The sequence below is a fragment of the Brevibacterium antiquum CNRZ 918 genome (assembly GCF_900169145.1).
Lineage (GTDB): Bacteria > Actinomycetota > Actinomycetes > Actinomycetales > Brevibacteriaceae > Brevibacterium > Brevibacterium koreense.
In genome coordinates, this window is sequence record NZ_FXZD01000007.1 from 97687 (window position 1) to 115997 (window position 18311).

Here is an 18311-nt window from a genome sequence, read left to right on the forward strand (position 1 = left end):
CTCACACCGTAGTATGACCTCGAGCGCTCAGGACCCCATGACCGTCGTACCCCGCGTCCTCTTCGTGCATGCTCATCCCGACGATGAGACGATCACGACCGGAGGCACCATCGCCGCGCTAGTCGGCGAGGGGGCACAGGTCACGGTCCTGAGCGCCACACGAGGCGAGGCCGGCGAGGTCATCCCCGCCGACCTCAAGGGGCTCGAAGGGAATCGGACCGGCCTCGCCCGCGTCCGGGAATCAGAGGTCGCCGAGGCGATGGCTGCTCTGGGCGTGCGTGAACACCTGTTCCTGGGTGGCGATGCCCACACCTTCGAAGACTCCGGCATGGAATGGGGCGCCGATGGCCACGCTGTCGCGGCTTCCACCATGCCGGCTAATGCTCTCTGTGCCGCCGAACTCTCAACCGTTGCCCGCTACATCGCCGCCGTCATCGACAACATCCGCCCGCATGCGGTCATCACCTACGCCTCCAACGGGGGCTATGGTCACCCCGACCATGTGCGCGTCCATGAGGCCACCGTCGTCGCCGTCGATGCCGCTGCCTGGAGGATCGGGCGACTGCTGTTCGTCGATGTCCCCGCCGAGGCGGCCCGCGAAACGTTCGACGCTGATCAGCCCGGATTTGCCGAATCCGGTTTCTCACCGGCGCAGACGATCCCGACCAAACCACCCGTGAGTGAGATCGTCGTCGCCCAGGACATCTCTTCGGTCCTGGGGGCCAAACGCGCGGCCTTGGCCGCCCACCGCACCCAGGTGACTGTGTCCGGGGCTTTCTTCGCCCTGTCGAACGGCATCGGCATGAAGATCGTCGACCACGAGTACTACTCCATCGGCGCAGGAGCACCCATCTCCGCCCAACGTCTGCTTTCGGGTCCAGCACCTCACGTGCTCGCTGACCTCGATATCGACGTCTGCGAAACGCAGGCCTCGGGTACCGCCGCCGCTGCCTCGCCTCTTCGTCGCCGACGTCGCAAACCGAAGAAGCCTGGCTTCTTCGCCTTTGCCCATGCGGTGGTGCTGGCTGTGCTCATCGGCTTCCTCGGCGCAATGCAGCACCTCAACGTGAGCGTCTTCGACCTGGCGGGCGCCACGGTCATTCTGCCCTGGGGGCTGGCCCTGTCCCTTCTCCTGGCTGCCTGTGGACTCTGGCACCTCAAAACGATGTATCTGAGCTCCTCACCGATGCTGATCGCCGCATTCGTCATCGTCATCCTCTCCTATGTCCTCGGTCAGCCGAAGTGGCTGCCCGGCGCGGACATCATCGTGACCGGCACGCTGCGTTCAGCGGCCTGGCTGATCGGTCCGATGCTCATCGCCGCCATCTTCGCGTTCGTCAAGGTGCGGCGGCCCGAAGCAGCACGTTAGAACCGGGAGAATCATGCCCACGCAGACCCTGTCCCCTTCTTCACCGAACCCCGGCGGGCGCCCGCGGGATGCTGCGGAGACTCCGAAGCGGAGAACGTGGCTGATCGCCGTCTTCATCTGCCTCCTCCTCGCTGCCATCTACCTGGTGGTCGGGTTCCTCACCGGACGTGTCCTTACGCCGGGAACAACAGTCGTCGGCGTCGATATCGGCGGCCAATCCACCACCGCTGCCGAAGCGACCCTGCGAGAGGAACTCGGTGACAAAGCGGGGAAGAAGATCGAGCTCAAGGCGGGAAAGCCCACCGCCGCACTCGACCCCGAAAAGGCGGGCGTCAGCTTCGACATCCCGGCGACCATCAGCCGGGCCACCGGATTCACCCTTGATCCGACCATCATCTGGGACCGGCTCTTCGGTGATGACGAAATCGAACCGGTCATCAACATCGACAATGAAACATTCGAGAAATTCACCGGCAAGGTGACGAAATCCCTCGAGATCGAACCAGTCGACGCCGAAGTCAGCTTCGTCAAGGCCAAGCCGGAGATCAAAGACGGCGCCAGCGGTCAGACCGTCGATGCCGGACAGGTGCGCAGAGCCATCGAGGATTCGTGGCTGCGAACCGGGGACGCGCTGCCGGTGACTGCAACCGACGTCGAACCTGACATCACCACCGCTGAGGCGAAGGATGTTGTCGACGGATTCGCCAAGGACGCTGTGAGCAAGGACCTGAGCGTACGGGCGGAACCTGCGAAGGACGCCGACTCGGATGTCGATGCCGGCGATCTGACGATCAGCTCGACAACGATCGCGAAGACCCTGACATTTGCACCGAAGGACTCGAAGTTGACCCCCGTCTTCGACGAGGAGGACCTGCAGAAACGTGTCCTGGCAGCGAACAAGGACGTGGGCAAGCCCGCCAAAGATGCAAGTTTCACGATCAAGGACGGCAAGCCGCAGGTGGTGGAGTCCGAAACGGGAATCGGCATCAAGAAAGACGAACTGACCAAGGCCGTCACCGACGCCATCACGGGCGAGACCGACAAGCCAACGGTCACGCTCGACTCCGTGAAGCCGGACTTCACCACGAAAGATGCGAAGAAGGCCGATGTCTCCGACGTGATGTCCGAATTCTCAACAGGCTATTCCTCGGAACCCAACCGCGACACCAACCTCAAGGTCGCTGCGAAGAAGGTCTCCGGCACAGTCGTTCAGCCAGGGGAGCAGTTCTCCCTCAACGAAGCCATCGGAGAGCGCACGGCGGCCAACGGATACAAGGCTGCAGGAGTCATCTCGAATGGCCAGATGAAGGAGGACTTCGGCGGGGGAGTCTCCCAGGTGTCGACGACACTGTTCAACGCCGCCTACTTCGCCGGCTTCGACCTCGACGAACACCAGGCGCATTCGCGCTACATCTCCCGTTACCCGGAGGGCCGGGAAGCCACACTGGACTGGGCGACGATCGACATGAAGTTCACGAACACATCGAAGCAGCCGATCGTCCTCGACATGTACCTATCCGGCGGAGAGGTCCACGCAAAGGTCTTCGGTGACAAGAAGCTCAAGGTCGACTCGGACTCCTCGGACCGGTACAAATACAGTTCGCCCGGATCCATGACCGATTCGGGTCCCGAGTGCAGGCCTCAGTCTCCAAAGCAGGGATGGTCGATCAAGATCACGCGGACGATAGAGGACATCGAGTCGGGTAAGACGTCGAAGGACTCATTCGTCACCGTCTATCGTCCGGTGAACAAGGTTGAGTGCAAGGACTGATCCGCGTCAATCGCTGAGGCCTCTGAGCCGCTGATGAACTTGGGGCGCTGACGAACTTCAGCCGCGGCTGGCGAACCAGGACCGGTGACGGACTGTGGCACCAAGTGAGGTGAAGAGGTTCAGTGAGGCTTCATTGCTCGCCTCCACATCAACGAGGTAGGAGCGGACTCCTCGCTGCGACAGCAGGGCTGCAGCAGCCCTGGCCACGGAACGGCCGGCCCCCCGCCGGCGCAGATCGGGACGGGTGACGAGATTCGTCAACACGCCCCATTTGCTGCGTTCGACGATCCGGGCACTGGCCACCATCGACCGACTGCCGTCCGGACGATCGGCGAAGGCCGTGACGAACTCACACGGATCTGAGGCTTCGATGAGCCCACGGAATGCCGCATCCGAGCCCGGATCGCGCTCACTCGTCCAGGCCGCATAGTGCATGGGGCTCGGCTCTTCGCTGACGTCGATCGACAGCCCGGGTGCGGCCGCATCACCGGGATGCGCCGCTCCAGCAGCCGCCTCGGCGGTGGAACCGGCCAGCAGGAAGACCGGTTCGGACGGGGAATAGCCGCGGGCCGAAAGCAGTGGTGCCAGACCTTCGCACGCCGGGGCCAGTGAACTGGAATCCTCGCTCGAATAGATCTGGATGCAGCTTGGCTTCTCCCGTGCTGAGTACCAGGCCTCGACCGCATCGAGGCTCTGTTCCCAGTCCATTCCGGTGTCCGTGACGGGCAGGCAGCTGTTGGCGCGTCTGGTCACCGATTCGGAGCTGCGCAGCAGCCAACCCTTCTGCAGCAGGCCGATGTCATTGGCATCTTCGACGCTCTCGTTGCGCAGATTCTCCATGTGCAGCCAGGAGATGTCCTGCGGCAGCCATGCCGCGGCCGAAATCCTGCGCAGGTCGACGGCGGAGACGATCTCGTGGGTGCGACCCGATTTGGTCGGTGCTGGTGGAACTTCGTGGACGAGCATGATCTGCTCTCGGGTGATCCGAATCGGACCGCGCTTGGTCCCGATCTCCACCGATGATTCGTCTGCGCTGTTGACGACGCCGAGGGCATCCGAGGTCGAGTGCGTATCACCGGGCTCGAGCGAATACCGCACGACCACTCTTTTGCCGGGCTGCAGATCGTCCACTTGTCGCCTTCCGCCGAAACGTCTTAGAGTTCTTGCACCTCCAGCCTAATCCAGGGTGTATCGCAGCCGCTGCAGGCGTGACGGGGGACACGAATGTGAAAGCAGGATCACGTCGACCCGATGGGACCCTGCTGTGCCAGTAGGCGTAGTCTTAGGCTGTATACGTGCAATCTCGTTGAGTCTTGATAGGAGTCGAACTCGTGACGTACATCATTGCCCAGCCTTGTGTCGATCTGAAGGACAAGGCCTGCATCGACGAATGTCCGGTCGACTGCATCTATGAAGGTGAGCGCAGCCTCTACATCCACCCAGACGAATGCGTCGACTGCGGTGCCTGTGAGCCGGTCTGCCCTGTGGAGGCGATCTTCTACGAAGACGACACTCCGGAGGAATGGTCGGAGTACTACAAGGCCAACGTCGAATTCTTCGATGAGCTCGGGTCACCCGGTGGCGCCGCGAAGTTGGGCAACACCGGCCTGGACCACCCGATCATCGCTGCCCTGCCCCTGCAGCAGCACGACTGAGCCATGTCCTCTCGCTTCGGCCTCAACCTGCCCGACTATCCATGGGATCGACTCACCGAGTTTCGCAACCGTGCCGCAGAGCATTCCGACGGTGCCTGTGACCTGTCCATCGGCACACCGGTCGATCCCACTCCACAGGTCATCCAGTCTGCGTTGGCAGCCGCCAGTGATGCCCATGGCTACCCGACGACGGCGGGAACGGATGAGCTGCGAGAGGCCATCGCCTGGTGGTACCGGAACTGGCATGGGGTCACGCTCGACCCCGCAGCCGAGGTGCTGCCCACGATCGGTTCGAAGGAACTGGTCGCATGGCTGCCCACCCTGCTGGGGCTGCGCCAGGCGGGTTTGGACGTGGCCTGCCCCTCGGCGGCCTACCCGACCTACGAGATGGGTGCCACCATCGCCGGTGTCAATTGCCGTCGCCTCGACGCGGCAGACGTGGCCGCCGGTGCCCCCCTCGACGGGATCGGTCTGCTGTGGATCAACACCCCGGGCAATCCCACGGGCGAGGTGCTCGACACCGACACCCTCGCCGAGGTTGTCCGCCGTACGCGCAGCGCCGGAGTCGTTCTTGCCTCCGACGAATGCTACGGACTGCTCAACTGGGAATCCGAGTCACCGGCCCCGAGCATTCTCAACGCCACTGGGGGCGATCACAGCGGTGTGCTCAGCGTGTATTCGATGTCGAAGCAGTCCAACCTCGCCGGGTACCGTGCGGCCTTCGTGACCGGAGACAGCCAGCTCATCGGCGATCTCACCAAGTCGCGCAAGCACGCCGGCATGATCATGCCGTTTCCAGTTCAGGCGGCGATGGTCGCCGGTCTGCGAGACACTGCTCACGTTGTTGAGCAGAAGGAACGCTACCGGGCACGTCGGGACCTGCTGCGCAGCGGACTCGAAGCCTACGGATTCCGCATCGATCACTCGAGCGCCGGGCTGTATCTGTGGTCGAGCGCGAACGTCAACTGCTGGGACTCGCTGTCGGACTTGGCAGACCTCGGCATCATCGCCGGTCCCGGCGAATTCTATGGTGATGCTGCCACTGAGCATGTGCGCATCGCGCTGACAGCAAGCGATGAGCGCATCGGCGCGGCCGCGCAGCGCTTGCACAGGGCAGCCGGCTGAGGCGTTCGACGGCCACAGGGCTGGTCACGTGAGTATCCGAATAAGCCCCAGAGAGCCCTCTGTACGGCCAGTTCAGGCAGGTTACCGACCAGTTCGTGTACGTGGCTGTGATTTTCTGATTCTTACAGTTATCGGTAGTCTTTGAGGGAATTGTGCAAGATGCCTCAGGAAGTTCTTGAGGTGGGTTGAGGCTGAGGAGAACATATGCCATCGGATGCGAGTCTGCAGGTCGGGGACACGGAACTGACGTTGCCCGAGGTGACTCCTTCCGCGGGCAACAACGGATATCGCATCGGCTCCCTGCTGAAAGACACCGGTGCGGTGACCTATGACCCAGGGTTCGCCAATACGGCATCAAGTTCCTCGGCCATCACCTATATCGATGGTGACGCAGGAGTTCTGCAGTATCGCGGCTATCCCATCGAGCAGCTCGCCGAGCATTCCAACTTCGTTGAGGTCAGCTACCTGCTCATTCACGGAGAACTTCCCACTCAGGAGCAGTTCGACGCATTCGACGGTCGGCTGCGCGGACACACCATCGTCCACGAGGATCTGCGTCGCTTCTTCCGGGCCTTCCCCTATGACGCGCACCCGATGCCCATGGTGGCAGCTGCGGTCGCGGCTTTGTCGACTTTCTACCAAGATGACCTCGACGTCTTTGACGAAGGTCAGGTTGACACTTCTACATTCCGCCTGCTTGCGAAGATGCCGACGATCGCGGCCCTGGCCCATCGCAAGAACATGGGGCTTCCGGTCATTCATCCGGACAACTCCCTGAGCCTCGTGGAGAACTTCCTGCGGGTGAACTTCGGTGTTCCCGCAGAGGAGTACGAGCCGGACCCGTTGGCCGTCAAAGCCATGGACCAGCTCTTCATCCTCCATGCCGACCACGAGCAGAACTGCTCGACCTCGACTGTTCGACTCGTGGGCTCATCGCAGGCCAACCTGTTCCAGTCGATCTCAGCTGGCGTCAACGCTCTGGCCGGGCCGTTGCACGGCGGCGCGAACTCTGCCGTGCTTAAGATGCTGCAGGAGATCTCGGCCTCCGACGACGGTCCGGAGAAGTTCATGGAACGCGTGAAGAACAAGGAAGACGGCGTTCGTCTCATGGGCTTCGGTCACCGTGTGTACAAGAACTATGACCCTCGCGCGAAGATCATCAAGAAGACCGCCGACGAGGTCCTGGCTCGCTCCGGAGGCGACCCGCTGCTCGAGGTGGCCCAGAAGCTCGAAGAGATCGCTCTGGCCGATGACTACTTCGTCGAACGCAAGCTCTACCCGAACGTGGACTTCTACACGGGCCTGATCTACAAGGCGCTGGGGTTCCCGACGAACATGTTCACGGTGCTCTTCGCCGTCGGCCGTCTGCCGGGTTGGATCGCCCAGTGGCGCGAGATGATCAACGACCCGGAGACCAAGATCGGCCGTCCGCGCCAGATCTACACGGGTGCCTACTCGCGCGACTACAAGGACATGAACGACCGCTGATCTCACGGCCGGTGCTCACAGACACCGCCGGTGTTCAGTCCTCCACGCTTCAAATACGTCCTACACTCAGCACTGCTTCAAACCGTTGCAAGACGGTGATGAGCAGCTGAGTGTAGGACGTATTGTCAAGTCGGCCTGGGCCGCTCGTTCCAGCGAACCATCCGGGGGCTGTTGGGCGCTGAGACATGCTGAGGCTGAGGCACGACGAGGGCGCGCCCACTTTCGCGGACGCGCCCTCGTCGGTGTCGCTTCAGAGTGTCCTCAGCGAACTGAGCCTGAGCGAGTTGAAGTGATGCTCAGTGCAGGTCGGGGTTGAGCTCGATGCCCTTGGACGAGCGTGAGATCGCCTCGACAGCGCCGGTCACGGAATTGCGGCGGAACAGGATGTTGTTCTGACCGCTGAGTTCGGAGGCCTTCACGACCGTCTCGTCCTCACCTGGAACGGTGACGCGAGTGCCGGCGGTGATGTATAGTCCGGCTTCGACGATGCAGTCGTCTCCGATGGAGATGCCCACGCCGGAGTTCGCACCTAGGAGGCTGCCGTTGCCGATCGAGATGCGGTGCGTGCCGCCGCCGGAAAGGGTGCCCATGATCGAGGCACCGCCGCCGATGTCGGAGCCGTCGCCGACGACGACGCCCTGGGAGATGCGTCCCTCGACCATGGCTGATCCCAGCGTGCCGGCATTGAAGTTGACGAAGCCCTCATGCATGACGGTCGTGCCGGAGGCCAGGTGTGCCCCGAGGCGGACGCGATCCGCATCGGCGATGCGCACACCGGAGGGAATGACGAAGTCGGTCATGCGCGGGAACTTGTCGAGGCCGTAGACGGCGACGGGGCCGTTGGCCAACAGCTTCGCGCGGGTGGCCTCGAAGTCCTCCGGAGAGCAGGCCCCCGCGGAGGTCCATACGATGTTCGCGAGGTGGCCGAAGATCCCGTCGAGGTTGATGTCATTGGGAGCAGCCACACGATGAGACAGTGCGTGCAGACGCAGGTAGGCGTCGGCCGCCGAAGCGGGACCGACGTCGAGGTCGATCGTCGTGGTCACGACCTCGGTCCGGGTGCCTCGGGCTTCGTCGGCGCCCACGAGCCCATCGAGCCCGTCGGTGTTCGCGCGGGAGGCGGCGGTTGCCTCGGCGGCGTCCGGGGTCTCTCCCGTGCTCAGGGTGGGGTACCAGGTGGTGAGGACGGAGTCATTGTGCAGGGTGGCCAAGCCACGTGCGGAAACTATGCGTTCTGTCATGCCACCAAGACTAGTCGGTGGCGGCAGTACTAGGCTAAGCGGTATGACTGTCGATCCATCTGCTGAGACCGAATCCGTTTTCACTCCCACCGGTGACCTGGCCGACTACCTGTTCGAGGCTCTCAATGACCCGGCCGAGCTCACGGGTCGCCTGTGTGCCATCGAATCGGTGTCCGGCAATGAGACAACGATCACCGATGCCGTCGCCGAGGTGCTGGAGCGTATCGGTGCCGGACCCGGTCCGGAACTGGAGGTTCTGCGCGACGGCGACACCATCGTGGCCCGCACACGGGTGGGTCATTCCGAACGGATCGTCGTCGCCGGCCACCTGGACACGGTTCCCGTGGAGAACAACCTGCCGCCTCGACGCACACACCTCGCCGGCGGCGACTACACCGACGACGAAGTCATCTGGGGCAGGGGCGCCTGTGATATGAAGGCCGGGGTCGCGATGGCACTGGTCACCGCCGCGAATCTGCGCGAACCGAACCGTGACGTCAGCTGGGTCTTCTACGACCACGAGGAGGTCGACGCCTCCCTCAACGGACTCGGCCGGGTCACCCGCAACCATCCCGACTGGCTGGGCGGTGATTTCGCTATTCTCGGTGAACCTTCGAACGCTTCCGTCGAGGGCGGCTGCAACGGCACCATCAGGGTCAACGTGTCTACGACCGGGGTCCGCGCTCATTCGGCTCGTGCCTTCATGGGAGTCAACGCAATCCATGCCGCTGCAAAGGTGCTGGGGCGCCTGGCCGAACACGAAACCGGAACCGTGAACGTCGACGGACTCGACTACCGTGAGTCCCTGTCCGCCGTGTCGATCTCCGGGGGAGTCGCGGGCAACGTCGTTCCCGATGCCTGCACGGTTGCCGTGAACTACCGTTTCGCCCCGAACAAGTCCGCGGCCGAGGCAGAGGGCTTCCTGCGCGAGTTCTTCACCGGCTTCGACGTCGTCGTCACGGACGCGGCTGAAGGTGCCAGACCCGGCCTCGATCGCGCGATCGCTCAGGATTTCATCGACACCCTTGGCGTCTCACCTGCACCGAAGCTGGGATGGACCGATGTCTCGCGGTTCAGCGCACTGGGAGTTCCCGCCGTGAACTTCGGGCCCGGCAATCCCCTGTACGCCCACAAGTCCGATGAGCACGTCGCCGTCACCGAGGTCGAAGAGGCCAGCCGGACGCTGCGCGACTACCTCGAAGGGCGTTGAGGCCCGTGAGCGAGCACTCTCCGTCCACCGGTGAGCCAACTACCGGCGATCTGGTCACAGGCGAATCTCCCGGCGACGACTCCGCGCCCATAGATGCGGCGTTCTACAGCAAGGGCCCGCTGCGTCTGCGCGGCTCTCAGGTGCCGACGACGACCACGGACCAGCGCCTGCTCGAATCCCGTGGAACCTCCGACTGGGTCCACGAGGACCCCTGGCGGGTGCTGCGGATCCAATCCGAATTCGTCGAGGGCTTCGGATCCCTGGCAGAGATCGGACCGGCCGTGTCGATCTTCGGCTCAGCCCGGCTGAGTGCAGACACGCAGGCCTATCAGGATGCCCGCGAGATCTCTCGGCGCATCGCCGCCCGCGGTAACGCGATCATCACCGGTGGCGGACCAGGCATCATGGAAGCCGGCAATCTAGGTGCTCGGGAGGCCGGGGGAGTCTCGATCGGCCTCGGCATCGAACTGCCCTTCGAATCCGGCCTCAACGACCACGTCGAACTCGGCGTGAACTTCCGCTACTTCTTCGTTCGCAAGACGATGTTCCTCAAATACTCACGGGGCTTCGTCGTCATGCCCGGCGGCTTCGGCACCCTCGACGAACTCTTCGAAGCCTTCACCATGGTCCAGACCGGCAAGGTCACCTCCTTCCCGATCGTGCTCTTCGGCGTCGCCTACTGGCAGGGCCTCATCGACTGGATGACCACGACCCTGGTGGCCGAAGGCACCATCAACGACAGAGACATGAACCTGTTCACCCTGACGGACGACATCGACGAAGTCGTCGACATCATCGGCACCGCGATCGACGGAGCCGGACAGTGAGGGACGCAGCGGAACCGAGCCCTCACCTCGGCGGCTTCGACTTGGCGCTGGCCCGGCCGGGCAATCCTGCCATCATGGCCGTGATCAACCGGACCACGGACTCGTTCTACGAATCCGCGTCCACCGCCGAGGAAGCCATCGACGCCGTCGAAACCGCCGCGCAGGAAGGTGCGCATATCGTCGACATCGGAGGAGTGCGGGCCGGTCGTGGCCGGGAGATATCCATCGCCGAGGAGATCGACCGTGTCTGCCCCGTCATCGAAGCCGTCGCTCACAGCCACCCCAACGTGCTCATCAGCGTCGACACCTGGCGACACGAGGTTGCTCAGGCGGCCTGCGCCGCGGGTGCGGGACTGCTCAACGACACCTGGGCCGGTGTCGATCCCGAGCTCGCGTCCGTCGCGGCGACGAATGGCGTGGGCATCGTCTGCTCACATACGGGCGGTCTGTCTCCACGCACCGATGCCCACCGCAACCGGTACGGTCTGACCGCCGGTGAGGTCGTCGACCGGACCCTGGCCGGAGTGATCGGGCTGGCCGAAGCCGCACTGGATGCCGGTGTCGCGGCTGAGAAGATCATCATCGATCCGACGCCGGACTTCGGAAAGAACACCTATCAGTCACTGCGGCTGCTGCGCGAACTTCAGCGGTTCACCGAAACCCGATTCCGGGTGCTCCTGGCCATCTCCCGCAAGGACTTCGTCGGCGAGGCCATCGGCGGCGTGGAACCGGCGCAGCGTCTGCACGGAACGATCGCTGCCACCGCGCTGGCCGTGGCCGAGGGTGCCGCGATGATCCGCACCCACGACGTTCGCGCCACGGCAGACGCCATTGATGTGACCCTGGCGATCACCGGAGATGCGGTTCCCAAACACACCGTGCGCGGCCTGCGCTGAGCAGACGAGCCCACTGTGAGAAAATGACGTTATGCCATTGTGGATTGTGATCGGAGTGGCCGCGGCGATCTTCGTGCTCGTGATCGTGCTGGCGGCAACATTCAACGTCTTCTCCGCCGAATCCGCCGAGGAGACCGAGGCAGCGTGGCTGCCCCTGGCTCACGACTTCACGCCGGAGGATCTCGACGGACTCTCTTTCCGGCCCGCGCTGCGGGGCTACCGTATGGAAGACGTCGACGATGCGGTGAGAGTTCTGCGCACCCGCATCCTCGAGCTGGAAGCCGCACGCGGGCAGCAATGAGCAGAGCCCACGACCTCCCCGGAATCACCCTCGCCTCCGAAGTCTTCAGCTCCTCCCGCTTGTCTCGGTTGAGCACCCTGTTCCTCACCCTGCCCGTGTGGGTCCAGGCCATCGCCGTCTACTTCGTCTCACGAGTCGTGAGCATCTCGATCTTCGCTGCTGTCCTCAAACGCCAGGATCCGGCGAACTGGTCCTCAAGCCCGGTCACCACCACCCTCAACGACTTCCTCAACTTCTGGGACGGCGGCTGGTACGGCCGAGTCGCGAAGGAGGGCTATCCGAGCATCCTGCCGGTCAACGAGACGGGAGCAGTGACGGAGAACCAATGGGCGTTCTACCCGCTGCATCCGGCCGTGGTCGGCAACCTTTCGAGCGTGACCGGCTTGAGCTACGAGGTGATCTCACCAATCGTCTCGACGGTCGCGGCCGGGCTCGCCGCCATCGTCATCCTGGCGCTGTTTCGCAAATACACCGACCCGGGGCAGGCTCTGACGGGTCTGGCTCTCGTCATGTTCTTTCCTCCGGCAGCCATCTTCTCCACCGGGTATGCGGAGTCCCTGACGCTCCTCCTGCAGGCCACCGCGCTTTTCCTCGTCGTCGAACGACGCTACCTGAGCGCGATCCCTGTCGTGTTCCTGATGGATCTGTCCCGCCCCATCGGTGTCGCCTTCTCCTTCTTCATGCTGCTGCACCTCATCGACCGATTCGCTCACCGCAGGCAGGATGCGTATCCCGCCGCCGAGGTGGTCCGATCCTGGACCTTGGGTGTGCTCTCGTGCGTCGCGGCCCTCCTCCACCCCGCTCACGCGTGGTTGACGACGGGGTCGGTGACTGCGTACACGGACACCGAGGCTGCATGGCATACGGGGGAGTCGACTTACCTGGTGCAGTGGCTGGCTCAGGCCAACAGCCTCATCGGTCCGCTGGGCCCGGTGCTCCTCTTCGTCGTCATCGCGGGAATGCTGGCGCTGATCTTCTCGCCGGCGGGGGCGAGGATGGGCAGAACCATGCAGTACTTCTGTTTGGCCTACGGTGTCTACCTGCTCATCTTCTTCACTCCGCAGACCTCGACGCTGCGGCTTCTGCTGCCGCTGTTCCCGATGGCGCTGACCCTGTCGCTGGTCCGCTCTCGTGGGTACAGGGCGGCGGTGCTATGCGCATTCATCCTGCTCCAGATCGTGTGGGTCGCCTACCTGTGGCATTTCACCCCACCGGCAGATCTGCCGCCCTGAAGGCCCTGACCAGATGTCGGAATTCGGTCGAGTTACCCGTCCTTGACCGGATCATGGAATAATCATAGGTACAACATTCGGTCCATCGAGCGTGAACCGTCTTTGCAGGATCAACGGAAGGAAGAGCCCACATGGCAGCCCAGAAACCCCGCACCGGCGACGGACCTCTGGAAGTGACCAAAGAAGGTCGAGACATGGTGATGCGGCTTCCAGTCGAGGGCGGAGGCCGTCTGGTGATCGAACTCAGCAGAGATGAAGCCACAGATCTGCGTGACACCTTGGCCGAGACCTTGGGTCAGTGATCAGCACAGCACCCTTCCCCAGCTGAGCGATCAGCTCAGCAAAACGAACAGCAGAGACTTCGCAGAGTCTCTGCTGTTTTTGCATTCACAGCCGTGTCGGACCGTTCAGCCTCGGGCGACAGTTCAGCGCAGTGTCTTCTGCACCATCAGCAGGCCCTGGCCGATGGGCAGCAGGACGCGTTCGAGGCGCTCCTGTTCGGCCAGACGGTTGAGCAGTCCACGTGCCGCCTGTGTCCGGGGCGAACGGTCAACGGGATCGGCCACACCGCCCTTGAGCAAGGTCTGGTGGATGACGAGGAGCCCGTGCGCGTCGAGCAGACGAAGTGCAGGCTCGATCATGCGTTCGAGGTTCGTCGGCTCCGAGTCGATGAACACCATGTCATAGGCGCCCGGTGCCAGGCGGAGGAGGACGTCTTCGGCGCGTCCGCTCATCAGGCGCAGACGGCTGTGTCGGATTCCTGCCATGTCGATGAGGTCACGGGCGGCGCCCTGAGCTGTGGAATTCGTGTCGATCGAAGTCAAGATCCCCGCTTTGGGCATTCCCCGCAGCAGCGCCAATGTCGAGGTGCCTGCCCCTGTGCCGACTTCGACCGCGGCCACAGGGGTGAGCAGCCGGGCCAGAAGGGTCAGCGTCGACGCCGTCGTCTGCGACACCGGGGCCAGACCGTTTTCGTGTGAGAGGGCCCGTGCGGCATCCAGGAGCGGGTCGGGCCCGTTGTACTGTTCGGAGAAGGTGAGATCACCTGCATTCTCGCGTGACAATCGACCCTCGCTTTCGGCTGACATTTGGTTCTCAGTCTAACTGCTCCCGGGGTCGATTCCGTGGGTTCGCCACAGCTCCTCGAGATCATCGATGTCGATGAAGGCCGACCTGCTCACCTTCTCATGCGTGTGCGGGGTGCCCTCGTCGTCCCAGCGCCCGCGAGCGGTGGGCAGCAGAGCCTCCGGCAGCACCCCCGCGGCGTTGACGACCCTCCACCAGGTGACGTTGGAACCGAATTCCTTCATCACCCGTCCGACGTAGCGTGGCGAACAGGAGGCGACCAGTCCGACGGTTCCGTAATTGACCACGTGGCCCGTGGGCACGAGTTCGACGATGCGCAGCACTCGTTCCACCACCACCTCGTCCATGCGCTCAATTCCCTTCTGTGCTCTGCTGCCCCGCCCTCGACACTCAGGTGTCCGAACCGGCCTGCGGTGTGTAAGCGATCCTGTGCTGACCGTGAGTCGAGCTTACTGCGGTGCACGGTAGACTTGTTCTCATGTTGGGTATCAACGGCACCGAGATGTTGATCCTGGTGGTAGTGGCTCTTGTCGTCATCGGGCCCAAACGCCTGCCCGAATACGCGCAGAAGCTGCGTGAACTCGTGCGCCAGATGCGTCGCATGGCTGAGGGCGCGAAGGACAGCGTGCGTCGTGACTTCGGGGATGACTTCAAGGACGTCGATTGGCAGAAGCTGGATCCACGTCAGTATGATCCACGCCGAATCGTGCGCGAGGCGCTCGTCGAAGAGGACTCAGCCATCCGCGAGTCCAAGCTTCGGGAACAGCCGACGGTGGCCAGCGATCAGCCCGCTCCGGCGATCGACGCAGGTTCCGAAAGTTCCCCGGACGCTGCTGGGACCGCAGCTGCGAAGTCTCGCCCACAGACCCTCTCGCCAATCGAACGCTTCCAGGCTCAGGCCGTCATGCGTGACCGCTCCATCACCGCTCCCTTTGACACCGAGGCGACCTGAACCATTCGATCAGTCCTTGTGCACCGTGGGATGTTCGGGGGTCGAGCACAGTTCGTCACCGTAGCCGCGGCAGAAGTACGAGCCGCCCTTCTCGAATTCGATCCCTTCGAACAGCTGACTGACAGTGACCGGGTAGAGGCCCTCGTCCGCGACTGTCCTGAAGACCCCCGGTGCCGCATTCACCGTTGTCGGATGGATCGAGTGCATGAGGACGATGGATCCCGGTTCTGCATTGTCTCTGACCGCGGCGATGGTCCGATCGGAGTCCTTGTGCTTCCAGTCACCGGTGTCGACATCCCAGATGATCGCCGGTCGATCGAGTGCGGAAGCGGCCGACTTGTCGAGTGCGCCGAAGGGCGGTCGCACGAGCGGCGGCGCTTTCGACACCGCCATTTCCAGTATCTTGTCGGTCCTCTTGACCTCGGCCTTCACAGTGTCGGAATCCGTCCGGTTGAGCCGAGGGTGGGAGTACGTGTGGTTGGCGACCTCGTGTCCTGCTGCAGAGATCCTCTTCACTGTCCCGGGGTCAGCGGCGACCCGCCTGCCCACGAGGAAATAGGTGAGCCGGACCTGCGCCGATTCCGCCTCCATGAGCAGCCTGTCCTCGACGTCAGGTTCCCCGGGCCCGTCGTCGTAGGTCAGGGCCACGCAGGGCAGCAGCGCGCACGAATAGTCCGGGTCCCGGACATCGGCGCCCTCCGGCAGTGCGAGTGGGGTGTGCAGGGCTTCGGCGACGCTGGCGCCCTGCGGCGTGAGATCCGAGGGGGCAACCGGCTCGCCGTCGATGGTCAGTTCACCGAATTCGTCGGCGGCCACCTCGGCAGGGTCGATTTCCGAAGTGAACATCTCCTGGGCTTGGACTGTCGTGTCGTGGGCGAGGTCCGTGAGCACTGCCCAGGTCTTCGTCGTCGGGGAATGCCTCGTCAGCGACGAGATGAGGAAGCTCCCGCCGGCAGCGATGATGCGATTGCTGACGTTCACATCCGCAGCACCTGCACTGCCATCGCCACCGCCGTCGTCGTTGCTCGAGGCGGTCGTGGGGCTATCGAATGCCGTGGGCTCCCAGCGGTGGGAGGGAGGAGTCGCCACGGGGGAGAAGGCCTGATGGCTGCCGAAGCCCCCAGCCGATCTGATGGTCTTTAGGAGTGCTGTCTCTGTCGCCGCGTTCAGGGAGTGGGCACCAGGCAGTCCGAAGAGGTGGATATTCAGTCTCGGATCCCGTTCGGCGTCGACGATCGCATAGCTGCTGATGGACTTCCTCAGGATGTCGAGGTTCTTCTCGGCCGTGACCTCGTTCCCCTCGTCGGGTGCGCGGTCGGTTCGTTCCGGACCGGTGCGAGCGGGGCTGTCCCGGGAAGGGCCGACCACGACGCAACCGGCGGTGAGAGCCAGCACGGAGCAGACGGCGAGCAGTGCGAGAGTGCGGCGCAGATGTGTCAGGCGCGGGATCAAGCGGATCAGACTGGGCTGAGGCCCAGAGACCTGCCGGACAGACCACGTGAGCGACGAGCCAGTGTCGAGGCGAGGGAGGCGAATTCGCGGGCGGCGGGGGAGTCGGGCTGTCCCAGAACCACAGGAGTTCCGGAGTCCGACCCTTCCCGGACCTGCGTATCGAGGGGCACCTGGGCCAGCAGGTCGACCTGGGAGCCGATCGTCTCGGACAGGTTCGCGGCCACCTGGGCACCGCCTCCGGAGCCGAAGACCTCCATTCGGGTGCCATCAGGCATCTCCATCCAGGACATATTCTCAATCACACCGGCCAGTCGCTGATCGGTCTGCGTGGCGATCGAGCCGGCGCGTTCGGCGACCTGTGCGGCAGCCTGCTGAGGTGTCGTGACGACAAGGAGCTCCGACTCAGGCAGCAGCTGCGCCACGGAGATCGCAATGTCACCGGTGCCCGGAGGCAGGTCGAGGAGGAGCACGTCGAGATCGCCCCAGAAGACATCGGTGAGGAACTGTTGGAGGGCGCGATGGAGCATCGGTCCGCGCCACACGACAGCCTGATTCGGCGGCACGAACATGCCGATGCTCATGACCTTCACGTCATGGGCGACCTGCGGGATGATCATGTCATCGACACGTGTCGGTTTGCCCGAGAGTCCGAGCATCCCCGGTATCGAGAAGCCGTAGATGTCGGCGTCGACGACGCCCACGCGCAGTCCGTCCTGGGCCAGGGACACGGCAAGGTTCGCGGTGATCGAGGATTTGCCCACACCGCCCTTGCCTGAAGCGATGGCATAGACCTTCGTCAGGGAGTCGGGCTTGTTGAATGGGACCTCGCGGCTGGTGCCGCTGCCCTGGAGCTTCTCGCGCATCGCGGTGCGCTGCTCGGGAGTCATGGTGCCGAGGATCACCGATACATCGGTGACACCCTCGACCTTCGACACCGCAGCCGTCGTGTCCTTCGTGATCGTGTCTTTGAGGGGACAGCCGGAGATGGTCAGCAGAACGGTGACGGTGACGTTCCCGCCGTCAATGCTGATCGACTCGACCATGTCGAGTTCGACGATGCTGCGGCGGATCTCCGGGTCGATGACGCCTGTCAGAGCTTCCCGAACTGCGTCCTCGGATGGGCCACCCATGTTCACGTCCTTTCTCGTCCCGTTCAGTCTTCGCGGGGTCTTCAGCCTACCTGTTCGTCGTTGTCCCGGTCACTTCGGACAGGATTGCTGACGGGTCCCTTCGCATCTTCGTCGAGCTCCTTGAGCAGGTCCCTGAGCTCGGAGCGGATGAAATCGCGTGTGGCCACTTCACGCATCGCGATCCGCAGTGCCGCGACCTCACGAGCCAGGTACTCGGTGTCGGCGAGATTTCGTTCGGCCCGCTGCCTGTCGTGTTCGAACTCGACGCGGTCACGGTCGGTGCTGCGGTTCTCCGCCAACAGGATCAGCGGCGCAGCGTAGGAGGCCTGCAGGGACAGGATGAGAGTCAGGAGCGTGAAATTCAACGACCGGGGATCGAACTGCCAGGATTCCGGCAGGAGTGTGTTCCACACAAGCCAGACGGCGCAGAACACGGTCATTCCCACGAGGAACGCGGGAGTGCCCATGAACCGGGCGAATCCCTCGGCGCCACGTCCGAAGGTCTCCGGGGACATTGCGATGTTGGGGAGTCTGCGTTTGCTCGAACGGGGTACGTCGAAATCGTCAGCAGCCACA

Annotated in this window: 19 protein-coding genes; 12 read left to right on the forward strand and 7 right to left on the reverse strand. The window is 63.5% G+C overall.

The features are described 5' to 3' along the window. Positions 1-37: 37 nt before the first annotated feature. Both BANT918_RS11275 and BANT918_RS11280 read left to right on the forward strand, forming a co-directional pair. On the forward strand, positions 38-1369 hold the full coding sequence (locus BANT918_RS11275) for a PIG-L family deacetylase (RefSeq protein ID WP_101620325.1): 1332 nt from the start codon (positions 38-40) through the stop codon (positions 1367-1369). 13 nt (positions 1370-1382) lie between these two features. Continuing rightward, complete coding sequence (locus BANT918_RS11280; RefSeq protein WP_101620326.1) at positions 1383-3140, forward strand: VanW family protein; 1758 nt, start codon at positions 1383-1385, stop codon at positions 3138-3140. A gap of 57 nt (positions 3141-3197) precedes the next feature. Here BANT918_RS11280 and BANT918_RS11285 read toward each other — a convergent pair whose 3' ends face one another. Next, positions 3198-4271 (reverse strand): GNAT family N-acetyltransferase, encoded by a 1074-nt coding sequence (locus BANT918_RS11285; protein ID WP_101620327.1) that lies wholly within the window; start codon positions 4269-4271, stop codon positions 3198-3200. A 200-nt stretch (positions 4272-4471) separates the two neighbouring features. Between BANT918_RS11285 and fdxA the strand changes: the two genes are divergently transcribed. The 3 genes from fdxA to BANT918_RS11300 all read left to right on the forward strand — a co-directional run bounded on the left by fdxA (position 4472) and on the right by BANT918_RS11300 (position 7408). Further along, the gene (gene fdxA, locus BANT918_RS11290) at positions 4472-4795 is read left to right on the forward strand and encodes a ferredoxin (RefSeq protein ID WP_101620328.1); all 324 of its coding nucleotides are present in this window, start codon (positions 4472-4474) and stop codon (positions 4793-4795) included. 3 nt (positions 4796-4798) lie between these two features. After that, entirely contained in the window at positions 4799-5920 is a 1122-nt protein-coding gene (dapC, locus tag BANT918_RS11295; protein ID WP_101620329.1) for a succinyldiaminopimelate transaminase, read from the forward strand. Positions 5921-6124: 204 nt separating this feature from the next. Next, positions 6125-7408 (forward strand): citrate synthase, encoded by a 1284-nt coding sequence (locus BANT918_RS11300; protein WP_101620330.1) that lies wholly within the window; start codon positions 6125-6127, stop codon positions 7406-7408. A gap of 296 nt (positions 7409-7704) precedes the next feature. Here BANT918_RS11300 and dapD read toward each other — a convergent pair whose 3' ends face one another. Continuing rightward, the gene (dapD, locus tag BANT918_RS11305; protein ID WP_101620331.1) at positions 7705-8649 is read right to left on the reverse strand and encodes a 2,3,4,5-tetrahydropyridine-2,6-dicarboxylate N-succinyltransferase; all 945 of its coding nucleotides are present in this window, start codon (positions 8647-8649) and stop codon (positions 7705-7707) included. A gap of 43 nt (positions 8650-8692) precedes the next feature. Between dapD and dapE the strand changes: the two genes are divergently transcribed. The 6 genes from dapE to BANT918_RS11335 all read left to right on the forward strand — a co-directional run bounded on the left by dapE (position 8693) and on the right by BANT918_RS11335 (position 13417). Beyond that, positions 8693-9859, forward strand: a complete 1167-nt coding sequence (gene dapE / locus BANT918_RS11310; protein WP_101620332.1) for a succinyl-diaminopimelate desuccinylase — start codon at positions 8693-8695, stop codon at positions 9857-9859. 50 nt (positions 9860-9909) lie between these two features. After that, positions 9910-10686, forward strand: coding sequence for a TIGR00730 family Rossman fold protein (locus BANT918_RS11315; RefSeq protein ID WP_101620464.1), 777 nt, complete (start codon positions 9910-9912; stop codon positions 10684-10686). Beyond that, on the forward strand, positions 10683-11582 hold the full coding sequence (gene folP / locus BANT918_RS11320; protein ID WP_208618090.1) for a dihydropteroate synthase: 900 nt from the start codon (positions 10683-10685) through the stop codon (positions 11580-11582). The genes BANT918_RS11315 and folP overlap by 4 nt, the downstream gene beginning before the upstream one ends. Before the next feature lie 31 nt (positions 11583-11613). Further along, positions 11614-11883, forward strand: coding sequence for a DivIVA domain-containing protein (locus BANT918_RS11325; protein WP_101620333.1), 270 nt, complete (start codon positions 11614-11616; stop codon positions 11881-11883). Then, positions 11880-13115 carry a hypothetical protein gene (locus BANT918_RS11330; RefSeq protein WP_101620334.1) on the forward strand — a complete coding sequence of 412 codons (1236 nt, stop codon included), beginning with the start codon at positions 11880-11882 and terminating at the stop codon, positions 13113-13115. Before BANT918_RS11325 ends, BANT918_RS11330 begins: the two co-directional genes overlap by 4 nt. 131 nt (positions 13116-13246) lie before the next feature. After that, complete coding sequence (locus BANT918_RS11335) at positions 13247-13417, forward strand: DUF3117 domain-containing protein (protein ID WP_101572516.1); 171 nt, start codon at positions 13247-13249, stop codon at positions 13415-13417. 123 nt (positions 13418-13540) lie between these two features. Here the strand turns inward: BANT918_RS11335 and BANT918_RS11340 are convergent, their stop codons facing one another. Together BANT918_RS11340 and BANT918_RS11345 are read right to left on the reverse strand one after the other, a co-directional pair. Next, entirely contained in the window at positions 13541-14203 is a 663-nt protein-coding gene (locus tag BANT918_RS11340; RefSeq protein WP_233429323.1) for an O-methyltransferase, read from the reverse strand. Between the two features lie 12 nt (positions 14204-14215). Next, positions 14216-14548 carry an MGMT family protein gene (locus tag BANT918_RS11345; RefSeq protein ID WP_101620335.1) on the reverse strand — a complete coding sequence of 111 codons (333 nt, stop codon included), beginning with the start codon at positions 14546-14548 and terminating at the stop codon, positions 14216-14218. Between the two features lie 131 nt (positions 14549-14679). Between BANT918_RS11345 and BANT918_RS11350 the strand changes: the two genes are divergently transcribed. After that, entirely contained in the window at positions 14680-15153 is a 474-nt protein-coding gene (locus tag BANT918_RS11350) for a twin-arginine translocase TatA/TatE family subunit (protein ID WP_101620336.1), read from the forward strand. A 9-nt stretch (positions 15154-15162) separates the two neighbouring features. On the opposite strand, the gene BANT918_RS11355 is transcribed toward BANT918_RS11350, so the two are convergent. From BANT918_RS11355 to BANT918_RS11365, 3 genes are read right to left on the reverse strand one after another with little or no spacing between them, the layout of a single operon-like run. Further along, positions 15163-16605 (reverse strand): polysaccharide deacetylase family protein, encoded by a 1443-nt coding sequence (locus BANT918_RS11355; protein WP_101620337.1) that lies wholly within the window; start codon positions 16603-16605, stop codon positions 15163-15165. 5 nt (positions 16606-16610) lie between these two features. Continuing rightward, complete coding sequence (locus BANT918_RS11360) at positions 16611-17735, reverse strand: Mrp/NBP35 family ATP-binding protein (protein WP_101620338.1); 1125 nt, start codon at positions 17733-17735, stop codon at positions 16611-16613. Positions 17736-17776: 41 nt separating this feature from the next. Continuing rightward, positions 17777-18310 (reverse strand): DUF1003 domain-containing protein, encoded by a 534-nt coding sequence (locus BANT918_RS11365; RefSeq protein WP_101620339.1) that lies wholly within the window; start codon positions 18308-18310, stop codon positions 17777-17779. Position 18311 lies beyond the last annotated feature (1 nt).

What these genes read in the sequence shown, in the direction of transcription:
- BANT918_RS11275 (WP_101620325.1), top strand. Translation starts at nt 38, where the DNA reads ATGACCGTCGTACCCCGCGTCCTCTTCGTGCATGCTCATCCCGACGAT.
- BANT918_RS11280 (WP_101620326.1), top strand. Translation starts at nt 1,383, where the DNA reads ATGCCCACGCAGACCCTGTCCCCTTCTTCACCGAACCCCGGCGGGCGC.
- dapC (WP_101620329.1), top strand. Translation starts at nt 4,799, where the DNA reads ATGTCCTCTCGCTTCGGCCTCAACCTGCCCGACTATCCATGGGATCGA.
- BANT918_RS11300 (WP_101620330.1), top strand. Translation starts at nt 6,125, where the DNA reads ATGCCATCGGATGCGAGTCTGCAGGTCGGGGACACGGAACTGACGTTG.
- dapD (WP_101620331.1), bottom strand. Translation starts at nt 8,649, where the DNA reads ATGACAGAACGCATAGTTTCCGCACGTGGCTTGGCCACCCTGCACAAT.
- dapE (WP_101620332.1), top strand. Translation starts at nt 8,693, where the DNA reads ATGACTGTCGATCCATCTGCTGAGACCGAATCCGTTTTCACTCCCACC.
- BANT918_RS11325 (WP_101620333.1), top strand. Translation starts at nt 11,614, where the DNA reads ATGCCATTGTGGATTGTGATCGGAGTGGCCGCGGCGATCTTCGTGCTC.
- BANT918_RS11330 (WP_101620334.1), top strand. Translation starts at nt 11,880, where the DNA reads ATGAGCAGAGCCCACGACCTCCCCGGAATCACCCTCGCCTCCGAAGTC.
- BANT918_RS11335 (WP_101572516.1), top strand. Translation starts at nt 13,247, where the DNA reads ATGGCAGCCCAGAAACCCCGCACCGGCGACGGACCTCTGGAAGTGACC.
- BANT918_RS11340 (WP_233429323.1), bottom strand. Translation starts at nt 14,203, where the DNA reads ATGTCAGCCGAAAGCGAGGGTCGATTGTCACGCGAGAATGCAGGTGAT.
- BANT918_RS11345 (WP_101620335.1), bottom strand. Translation starts at nt 14,548, where the DNA reads ATGGACGAGGTGGTGGTGGAACGAGTGCTGCGCATCGTCGAACTCGTG.
- BANT918_RS11350 (WP_101620336.1), top strand. Translation starts at nt 14,680, where the DNA reads ATGTTGGGTATCAACGGCACCGAGATGTTGATCCTGGTGGTAGTGGCT.
- BANT918_RS11360 (WP_101620338.1), bottom strand. Translation starts at nt 17,735, where the DNA reads ATGGGTGGCCCATCCGAGGACGCAGTTCGGGAAGCTCTGACAGGCGTC.